The organism is Kitasatospora sp. NPDC091257, from assembly GCF_044757675.1.
In the GTDB taxonomy this organism is placed as follows: Bacteria; Actinomycetota; Actinomycetes; order Streptomycetales; family Streptomycetaceae; genus Kitasatospora; species Kitasatospora lactacystinica.
Genome location: NZ_JBIVVI010000186.1, coordinates 1 through 10119 on the forward strand (window position 1 = coordinate 1; position 10119 = coordinate 10119).

5 protein-coding genes are annotated in these 10119 nt (G+C 72.7%); all 5 read left to right on the top strand.

Going from position 1 to position 10119, the window contains the following annotated elements; genetic code table 11:
• Nucleotides 1–126: 126 nt before the first annotated feature.
• The 5 genes from dxs to ACIQOV_RS11785 are packed head-to-tail and all read left to right on the top strand — an operon-like array spanning nt 127 to nt 10115.
• Nucleotides 127–2037 (top strand): 1-deoxy-D-xylulose-5-phosphate synthase, encoded by a 1911-nt coding sequence (gene dxs / locus ACIQOV_RS11765; protein WP_401047638.1) that lies wholly within the window; start codon nt 127–129, stop codon nt 2035–2037.
• The gene (locus ACIQOV_RS11770) at nt 2027–3367 is read left to right on the top strand and encodes an aspartate aminotransferase family protein (protein ID WP_401047639.1); all 1341 of its coding nucleotides are present in this window, start codon (nt 2027–2029) and stop codon (nt 3365–3367) included. Before dxs ends, ACIQOV_RS11770 begins: the two co-directional genes overlap by 11 nt.
• Nucleotides 3368–3387: 20 nt before the next feature.
• Nucleotides 3388–5388, top strand: coding sequence for a discoidin domain-containing protein (locus tag ACIQOV_RS11775; RefSeq protein WP_401047641.1), 2001 nt, complete (start codon nt 3388–3390; stop codon nt 5386–5388).
• A gap of 45 nt (nt 5389–5433) precedes the next feature.
• A complete protein-coding gene (locus ACIQOV_RS11780) occupies nt 5434–9651 on the top strand; it encodes an NEW3 domain-containing protein (protein WP_401047644.1) in 4218 nt (1405 codons plus the stop codon).
• Nucleotides 9648–10115, top strand: a complete 468-nt coding sequence (locus ACIQOV_RS11785; protein WP_401047647.1) for a hypothetical protein — start codon at nt 9648–9650, stop codon at nt 10113–10115. The genes ACIQOV_RS11780 and ACIQOV_RS11785 overlap by 4 nt, the downstream gene beginning before the upstream one ends.
• Nucleotides 10116–10119: the final 4 nt, after the last annotated feature.

Genomic DNA, 10119 nt, shown 5'->3' on the forward strand with positions numbered 1-10119 from the left:
GCCGGCTCCGCCCAACCGGGCCGGGCCCGTTCCCGAACCGGGCCCGTTCCCGAACCGGGCCGGGCCCCGCGCCGCCCGGGCCGGCCGGAGGCGCCACCGCACCGCTCCGAGTCGTGAGGTGTACCCATGTCACTGCTCTCCCGCGTCACGTCGCCGGCCGAGCTGCGCAAGCTCCCGGCGGCCGAACTCCCGCTGCTCGCCGACGAGATCCGCGACTTCCTGATCGACGCCGTCACCCGCACCGGCGGCCACCTGGGGCCCAACCTCGGCGTGGTGGAGCTGACCATCGCGCTGCACCGGGTCTTCGACTCGCCGTACGACCGGATCGTCTTCGACACCGGCCACCAGAGCTACGTCCACAAGCTGCTCACCGGCCGCCAGGACTTCAGCCGGCTGCGGATGCGCGGCGGACTCTCCGGATACCCCTCGCGCGGCGAGTCCGAGCACGACCTGGTCGAGAACTCGCACGCCTCCACCGCGCTCTCCTACGCCGACGGCCTGGCCAAGGCCGCCCGACTGCTCGGCCAGCACGACCGGCACACCGTCGCGGTGATCGGCGACGGCGCGCTCACCGGCGGGCTCGCCTGGGAGGCGCTCAACAACATCGCCGAGGCGCGCGACCGGCCGCTGGTCATCGTCGTCAACGACAACGAGCGCTCCTACGCCAGGACCATCGGCGGCCTCGCCAACCACCTGGCCACCCTGCGCACCACCCAGGGCTACGAGCGCTTCCTCGCCCTCGGCAAGGAGGCCCTGCAGCGCACCCCGCTGGTCGGCCAGCCGATCTTCGACGCGCTGCACGGCGCCAAGAAGGGGTTCAAGGACGCCTTCGCCCCGCAGGGCATGTTCGAGGACCTCGGCCTCAAGTACCTCGGACCGATCGACGGCCACGACCTGGGCGCGGTCGAACAGGCGCTGCGCCAGGCCCGCAACTTCGGCGGGCCGGTCATCGTGCACTGCCTGACCGTCAAGGGGCGCGGCTACCGGCCGGCCGAGCAGGACGAGGCCGACCGCTTCCACGCCGTCAACCCGATCGACCCCTACACCTGCCTGCCGATCTCGCCCAGCGGCGGCGTCTCCTGGACCTCGGTGTTCGGGGACGAGCTGGTCACCCTCGGCGCCGAGCGGCCGGACCTGGTGGCGATCACCGCGGCCATGCTCCAGCCGGTGGGCCTGGCCCCGTTCGCCAAGGCCTACCCGGAGCGGACCTTCGACGTCGGGATCGCCGAGCAGCACGCCGTCACCAGTGCGGCGGGGCTGGCCACCGGCGGGCTGCACCCGGTGGTCGCGGTCTACGCGACCTTCCTCAACCGGGCCTTCGACCAGGTCCTGATGGACGTCGCCCTGCACCGGCTGGGCGTCACCTTCGTGCTCGACCGCTCCGGGGTGACCGGGCCGGACGGCGCCTCGCACAACGGCATGTGGGACATGTCGATCCTCCAGGTGGTCCCCGGCCTGCGGCTCGCCGCACCCCGCGACGCCGAACAGCTGCGCGCCCAGCTGCGCGAGGCCGTCGAGGTCCGGGACGCCCCGACCGTCGTGCGCTTCCCGAAGGGGAACGTCGGACCCGCGGTGCCGGCCGTGGAGCGGATCGGCGGGGTGGACGTGCTGCTGCGCACCGGGCGGGTGCCGGAGATCCTGCTGGTCGCGGTCGGCACCACCGCCTCCGCCTGCCTGGACGCGGCCCGGCTGCTGCTCGCCGAGGGCTTCACCGCGACCGTGGTCGACCCGCGCTGGGTCAAGCCCGTCGACCCGGCGCTGCCCGAACTGGCCGCCGCCCACCGGCTGGTGGTCACCGTCGAGGACAACGGCCGTACCGGCGGCGTCGGTTCGGTCCTCGCCCAGGCGCTGCGCGACGCCGACGTGGACGTGCCGGTGCGGGTGCTCGGCCTGCCCCAGGAGTTCCTCGGCCACGCCTCGCGCGGGGAGATCCTGGAGGAGGCCGGACTGACCGGCACCGGGGTCGCCGCCCAGACCGCCGTCTTCGCCAAGAACCTGCTACCGACCCGAGGAGCGAACCCGCGCCATGCCGGCTGACCCAGACCGCCCCTTCGACCTCGCCGCCCTGATCGCCGAACGCGGCGGCGAGCGCTACGAGTTGCAGAGCCGATACCTCAATCCGCAGCTGCCGCGCATGCTGCACACCATCGGCTTCGACAAGTACTACGAGCGAGCCGAGGGCCAGTACTTCTACGACGCCGAGGGCAACGAGTACCTCGACATGCTGGCCGGCTTCGGGATCTTCGCGCTCGGCCGCCACCACCCGGTGGTGCGCTCGGCGGTCCAGCAGGTGATGGACCTCGACCTGCCGGACCTGGTCCGCTTCGACTGCCCGCCGCTGCCCGGACTGCTGGCCGAGCGGCTGCTGTCGTACGCGCCCGGACTGGACCGGGTGTTCTTCGGCAACAGCGGCACCGAGGCGGTGGAGACCGCGCTCAAGTTCGCCCGGTACGCCACCGGACGCCGGCGGATCCTCTACGCCGACCACGCCTTCCACGGGCTGACCACCGGCTCGCTCTCGGTCAACGGGGAGAACGGATTCCGCAAGGGCTTCGACCCGCTGCTGCCGGACACCGCCATCCCGCTCGGCGATCTCGGTGCGCTGGCCAAGGAGTTGAAGCGCGGCGACGTCGCGGGGCTGATCGTCGAGCCGATCCAGGGCAAGGGCGTCCAGGCTCCGCCGCCCGGCTGGCTGCGGGCCGCCCAGGCCCTGCTGCACGAGCACAAGGCGCTGCTGATCTGCGACGAGGTGCAGACCGGCATCGGCCGCACCGGCGAGTTCTTCGCCTACCAGCACGAGGACGGGGTCCTGCCCGACCTCGTCTGCGCGGCCAAGGCCCTGTCCGGCGGGTACGTGCCCATCGGGGCGACGCTCGGCAAGAGCTGGATCTTCGAGAAGGTGTACTCCTCGATGGACCGGGTGCTGGTGCACTCGGCCAGCTTCGGGTCCAACGCCCAGGCCATGGCGGCCGGGCTGGCGACCCTGGAGGTGATGCGCGACGAGCAGGTGGTGGAGAACGCCCGCAAGGTGGGCGACCACTTCCGTGAACGGCTGGCCGCACTGGTCGACACCTACGAGCTGCTCGCCGAGGTGCGCGGGCGCGGGCTGATGATCGGGATCGAGTTCGGCCGGCCCAAGTCGCTCAAGCTGCGCACCGGTTGGACCGCGCTCCAGGCGGCGCGCAAGGGGCTGTTCGCACAGATGGTGGTGGTGCCGCTGCTGCAGCGGCACCGCATCCTGACCCAGGTGTCCGGCGACCACCTGGAAGTGATCAAGCTGATCCCGCCGCTGATCATCACCGAGCGCGATGTGGACCGGTTCATGGAAGCCTTCACCGACATCATGGACGAGGCCCACCGGGCCTGATCCTCGCCCCCAACCCGACCGTGATCGACGCCGCCCACCGCAACGGCGTCAAGGTGTACGGCACGGTCTTCTTCCCGCCCGGCGCGTACGGCGGCCAGCTCCAGTGGGTGCGCGACTTCGTCCAGAAGTCCGGCGGCCGCTACCCGGTCGCCGACAAGCTCGTCCAGGCCGCGCAGTACTACGGCTTCGACGGCTGGTTCATCAACCAGGAGACCGGCGGCGGCGATTCGGCGCTGGCGGGCGAAGTGCGCAACCTGATGCAGTACACCAAGGCGCAGAGCGGCACCGAGTTCATGTGGTACGACGCGATGACCACCTCCGGCTCCGTCAACTGGCAGAACGCTCTCACCTCCGCCAACTCGCCCTTCCTGCAAGAGGGTTCCAAGCGGACCTCGGACTCGATGTTCCTGAACTTCGGCTGGTCGGCCAGCGGCCTGAACTCCTCCCGGGCGCTGGCCCGGCAGCTCGGCCGCAGCGAGTACGACCTCTACTCCGGCATCGACACCGAGGCCAACGGCTACAACACCGGCGTGGACTGGTCCGCCCTCTTCCCGTCCGGGCAGCCGCACACCACCTCGCTCGGCCTCTACCGCCCGGAGTGGACCTGGAAGTCCGCCACCGACCGCGCCGACTTCTACGCCAAGGACGCCCGCTACTGGGTCGGTGCCAACAGCGACCCGTCCCGGATCGACCTCTCGGCGGGCTGGCCCGGCCTGGCCGGCTACGTGGCCGAGTCCTCGCCGATCACCGCCAAGCCCTTCGTCACCAACTTCGACACGGGGCAGGGTGACTTCTACAACGCGGCCGGTACTCGGGTCGCCACCGGTGGCTGGAACAACCTCTCGCTCCAGGACGTCCCGCCCACCTACCGCTGGATGGTGGAGTCGACCGGCAGCAGGCTCACCCCGTCCGTCGACTTCACCGACGCCTACCAGGGCGGCTCCTCGCTGCGGTTGAGCGGAAAGCTCGACGCCGCCAACACCGTACGGCTGTACCAGACCAAGCTGCCGGTCGCCGCGAACACCAGGCTGGACCTGGTGGTCAAGACCCCGGCCGCCGGGCCCACGAAGCTCAAGGCCGCCGTGTCGTTCACGGACTCGCCGAGCAGCTTCACCACGGTCGACGTCGGCGCCAACACCGGCAGCGGCTGGGAACGGCACACCCTCGACCTCTCCCCGTACGCGGGCCGCACCGTCGCCCAGATCGCCCTGCGGGTCGAGGGCAGCGACCCGGCGTACGACCTCCGGGTCGGACAGATCGCCCTTTACGACGGTGCGGTGGAGACCCCGGCGGCCCCGGCCGGCCTCACCGTGCTCGGCGCGAGCGACGTGACGGCCGGTACCAGCCAGTCCCTGCGGCTGTCCTGGACGGCGGCGCCCGGCGGCAACGTGCACCACTACGAGGTCTACCGGCGCAACGCGGACGGCAGCCGCAGCTTCCTCGGCGCTACGCCCAACGACGCGTACTTCGTCGGGCGGCTCGACCGGGCCGGCAACGAGAACGCCACCACGCTGGACGTCGAGGCGGTGTCCACCACCTACGGGCGCTCCACTGCCGCCTCCACGACTGTCCGTTGGAACGGCACCCCGCCGACCTCCGTCAACCTGGCGCTCAACCGCCCGGCCACCGCCTCCGGCCAGTGCAACGCCAACGAGGGCCCGGCCAAGGCCGTCAACGGCAGCGTCAGCGGCGGGACCGGCGACAAGTGGTGCGCGCTGACCTACGCCAAGTGGCTGGAGGCGGACCTCGGTTCGGCGAAGCAACTGTCGAAGTTCGTGGTCAAGCACGCGGCGGCGGGCGGCGAGAGCGCCTCGTACAACACCCGTGACTTCGCCATCCAGGTCCGGTCCGGCGCGAACGACCCCTGGACGACCGTCGCCGACGTCACCGGGAACACGGCCGGCACCACCACCCACCCGGTGAACATCACCGCCCGGTACGTCCGGCTGGTGGTCAACACGCCGACCCAGACCGGCGACCCGGCCGCCCGCATCTACGAGTTCGAGGCCTGGGGCGCGTAGCCCCGCCGCCCCGCGCTGCCCTGTCCGAGGAAAGGAAGCACCCCCGTGCCGGTCACCATCACCGCCGTCGAGAGCACCGATCTGTTCGTCGGCCCCGAGGACGCCCCGCGCCAAGTGCTGCGGGTGACGCTGGAGGGCCCGGCCGCCCGGATCACGGTCAGCGGCCCGGGCGTCCGCGGCGAGGCGACCGGCACGGGGTCGGTCGAGGTCCCGCTGGAGATCAGCGGGGCCTCGCCCGGCGACCGGCTGCCCGTCACCGTGCGGGCCTCGGACGCCGTCGCGGAGGCGAGCGTGGACGTCGCCGAGCCCGGCTGGACGATGTTCCTGGTCTCGCACTTCCACTACGACCCGGTCTGGTGGAACACCCAGGCCGCCTACACCTCCCCGTGGGAACTGCTCTCCGCCGACGCCACCACCCGGCCGCTGTGGGAGCGCAACGGCTTCGCCCTCGTCGACGCGCACCTGGACCTCGCCCTGCGGGACCCGGTGTACAAGTTCGTGCTCGCCGAAGTCGACTACCTGAAGCCGTACTTCGACCAGCACCCGGAGCGCCGCGAGACCCTGCGGCTGCTGCTGGAACGCGGCCAGATCGAACTCGTCGGCGGCACCTACAACGAGCCGAACACCAACCTCACCGGCGCGGAGACCACCATCCGCAACATCGTCCACGGCATCGGCTACCAGCGTGACATCCTCGGCGGCGACCCCCGGACCGCCTGGCAGCTCGACGTGTTCGGACACGACCCGCAGTTCCCCGGCCACCTCGCCGCGGCCGGCCTCACCGGCAGCGCCTGGGCGCGCGGCCCCTTCCACCAGTGGGGCCCGATCCAGAAGAACTTCCGGGAGGCCAAGGACGACGCCCGGGTGATGCAGTTCCCGAGCGAGTTCGAGTGGATCGCCCCCAGCGGGGACGGCGTGCTCACCCACTACATGCCGCACCACTACTCGGCCGGCTGGTGGATGGACTCCTCCCCGGACCTCGCCACCGCCGAACAGGCCGTCTACGAGCTGTACCGCAAGCTCAAGCCCGTCGGGGCGACGAAGAACCTGCTGCTGCCGGTCGGGACGGACTACACCCCGCCGAACAAGTGGGTCACCGAGATCCACCGCTCCTGGGCCGCCAAGTACCTCTGGCCCCGGTTCGTCTGCGCCGTCCCGCGCGACTTCCTCGACGCCGTCCGCGCCGAACTCGCCGCCACCGGAAGGCGGCCCAGCCCGCAGACCCGCGACATGAACCCGGTGTACACCGGCAAGGACGTCTCGTACATCGACACCAAGCAGGCCCAACGAGCCGGCGAGGTCGCGGCCGTGGACGCGGAGAAGCTCGCCACGCTCGCCTCCGTGCACGGCCTCGGCCGCTACCCGGCCGCCGCGCTCGACAAGGTCTGGCGCCAACTCGCCTACGGCGCCCACCACGACGCGATCACCGGTTCCGAGTCCGACCAGGTGTACCTGGACCTGCTCGGTGGCTGGCGGGAGGCGTACGACCTGGCGTCCGGCGTACGCGACGCGGCTCTGGACGCTCTCGCGGGGCGGATCTCCACGGCGGGGGCGGGACCCACGGCGGGGGCGGGACCCACCGCGGGCGCGGGCTCGGCGATCGTGGTGACCAACACGCTCTCCTTCGACCGGACCGACCTCGTCACGGTCGAACTGCCGGACGGCATGCGGTCGGTGCGAGTGCTCGACGACCGGGGCGAGCCCGTGCCGAGCGCCGTCGACCGGGGGACGCTGCGTTTCCTGGCCGCCGAGGTGCCCGCGCTCGGCTGGCGCACCTGGCGACTGGTGGAGGGCGAGGCGGAGCAGCCGTGGACGGCGGCCGACGGTTTCGTGATCGAGGGCGACCGGTACCGCGTCACCGCCGACCCGGCGCGCGGCGGCGGTCTCACCTCGGTCCACGACCTGTCGAACCGAAGGGAGTTGATCCAGGAGGGCCGGATCGGCAACGAGCTGCGGGTGTACGAGGAGTACCCGCAGCACCCCGACTTCGGCGAGGGCCCCTGGCACCTGGTGCCCAGCGGTCCGGTCGTCGGTTCGGGCGACGGCGAGGCGTCCGTCCGCCGGGAGACCGGGCCGCTCGGCGAGCGCCTCGTGATCGAGGGCACGGTCGACTCCGTCCGGTACGAGCAGACCGTCACGCTCTGGCGCGGCCTCGACCGGGTGGACTGCCGTACCCGGGTGGTGGACCACTCCGGCGCCGACCGGCTGCTGCGGCTGCGCTTCCCGGTGGACGTCCCCGGCGGCCTGCCGGTCAGCGAGGTCGCGGGCGCGGTCGTCGGGCGCGGCTTCGCGATGCCGGACGTGGACTCGGCGGAGGCGCCGTGGACCCTGGACAACCCCGCCAACACCTGGTTCGGGCTCGGCGCCACCGCGCGCGTGGACCTCACCGACGCACTGGGTGCGGCGGCCGGCTCGCGCGCCCTCGGGGTGGCGGAGGTCGTCGTCCCCGCGCTGGACGACGCCGCCGACGCCCGTCCGCTGGTGGTCGCGCTCGCCCGGGTCGGGGTCACCGCCACCACCTCGGGGGCGGACTGGGCGCGGTACGGCTGGCTGGAGGTGGACTCCAACCTGCCGGACTTCCGGATCGTCGTCGGTGGGCCCGACGTCAACGATGCGGCCAAGGAGTTGATCTCGCTGGCGGGGGAGGAGTACGCTGCCGCCCTGAAGGCGCACGGCGCGGTGTGGGTGCCCGCCGTGACCCCGCTCGCCGAGGTCTGGCGGCCGGACGCCGACCTGCGCGACCTGCGGGCGCTGCCGGCGCTCGTCGTCTCCGACGTGGCGGCGCTGGTCGACGACCTGGCCGACGCCCGGATCACCGCCGTCTGCCCGTCCCCGGTCCAGGAGCAACTGGCCGACCACACCGTCGCGTTGCTGAGCTTCGGTCTGCCCGGCTTCGCCGTCGACACCACCGGCGCCCTGCACCTGTCGCTGATGCGCTCCTGCACCGGCTGGCCCTCGGGCGTCTGGATCGACCCGCCCCGGCGCACCCTGCCCGACGGCGCGTCCTTCCAACTCCAGCACTGGACGCACGAGTTCAGCTACGCGCTGGTGGGAGGGGACGGCGACTGGCGGGACCGCGCACTGCCCGCCCAGGGCCAGGAGTTCAACCACCCGCTGTACGCCCGGATCACCCCGGCGCAGGACGGGCCGCTGCCCGCCACCCTGTCCTGGCTGCGGGTCGAGCCGCAGCGCGAGGTGCTGCTCGGGACGCTCAAACCGGCCGGCAACCCGATCGCGCACGGCTCGACGTCGCCACTCGGGCGCGAACTGACCGTCCGGCTCGTCGAATCCACCGGCCTCGGGCGCACGGCGCGGCTCGGCGGCGCGCTCGGCCTGGGCGAGATCCGGGCCGCGGACCTGCTGGAACGACCGCTTCCCTCCGGTGACTCCGCTCTCGACCTCGCCGGTTCGCAGATCGCCACCCTGCTCGCGACCCCGGCCGTCACCGCCCCCGCGGCCGCGACGGACCTCGGCCCCACCGCGGAACCCGCCCAGCCCGTCCACGCCCGCTACTGGCTCCACAACCGGGGCCCGGCCCCGCTCGGCTACCTGCCGGTGTCCGTCGGCGCCTCGCCCGGTCTGCTGCGAACGGCGGGGGAGCCGGTGACGCTGTCGGTCGTGCTCTCCTCCCAGCTCCGCGATGCCGCCGTTGAGGGCACGGCCGTCGTGCTGCCGCCCGAGGGCTGGACGACCGGCCTCGGCAGCCGCCCGTACCGACTGGAGGCCGGCGGGCACCTGCGCTTCCCGGTCACCGTCACCCCGCCGGCCGGAGCCGAGCCCGGGCTGTACTTCGCCGCCGTCCGCATCGAGCACGACGGCCAGCTGATCGAGGACGTGGTGACCATCGCCGTCGGCGAGCTGCCCGACCTGCTCCCCGTCCCCGGCGACACTCCCGAGGACTGGACGATCGCCCAGGGCAGCAAGGCCACCACCGGCCGCGACACCGGGCTGGACGTCGAGGTCTCCACCGCGACCCTGCGCGTGGCCCCCGGCGGCCGGGCCACCCTGTCCCTCGTCCTCACCAACCGCACGCGCGGCGAGATCCGCGGCGAACTCCAGCTCGTCTCTCCGTGGGGCACCTGGGAGGCCATCGCCGACCCCGTCCGCGGCTTCACCGCCCCCGCCGGCACCGCCACGACCGTCGACTTCCCCGTCACCGTCCCCGAATCCACCGACCCGGGCGCGTACTGGGCCCTCGCCAAGGTCATGTGGTTCGGCCGCTGCCAGTACGCCCCGACCGTCGCCCTGGTGGTGGAGGCATGACCACGCTCGGCCTGCTCGACGGACGCCCGCTCCCGCGGACGGCACTCGACCACCGCCTCGCCGCCCTGCGGAACGGCCCGCGCGCCACCGCCCTGCCGCAGTCCGGCAGTTCGGAGGACCGCCAGCTCACCCGATGGGTCGCCCAGGTCCTGCTGACCGAGGCGCTGTGCGAGGCGGTCGCCGCCGAACGCCGGCTGCCCGTGGTCCCCGACGGCCCCGACGGCCCCGCCCGCCTCGATCAGCAGGCCGCCGTCGAACTCGGCTCCATCACGGCGGCCGCCTTCGAGGGCAACCCGGCCGTCCGCGCCGTCTACGCGGCCGTCACCGCCGACGTCGAACCCTCACCCGCCGACATCGCCCACTACCGCACCATGACCACCCGCCCACCAACATGGCCAAGGCCGCGCTCAACATGCTCACCCGCACCAGCGCGGAGGAGATGTTCCAGTCCGACGGCATCCTGATGAC

Bases quoted from the DNA above. Each gene is read 5' to 3' on its own strand.
- dxs (WP_401047638.1), top strand. From the start codon at position 127: ATGTCACTGCTCTCCCGCGTCACGTCGCCGGCCGAGCTGCGCAAGCTC.
- ACIQOV_RS11770 (WP_401047639.1), top strand. From the start codon at position 2,027: ATGCCGGCTGACCCAGACCGCCCCTTCGACCTCGCCGCCCTGATCGCC.
- ACIQOV_RS11785 (WP_401047647.1), top strand. From the start codon at position 9,648: ATGACCACGCTCGGCCTGCTCGACGGACGCCCGCTCCCGCGGACGGCA.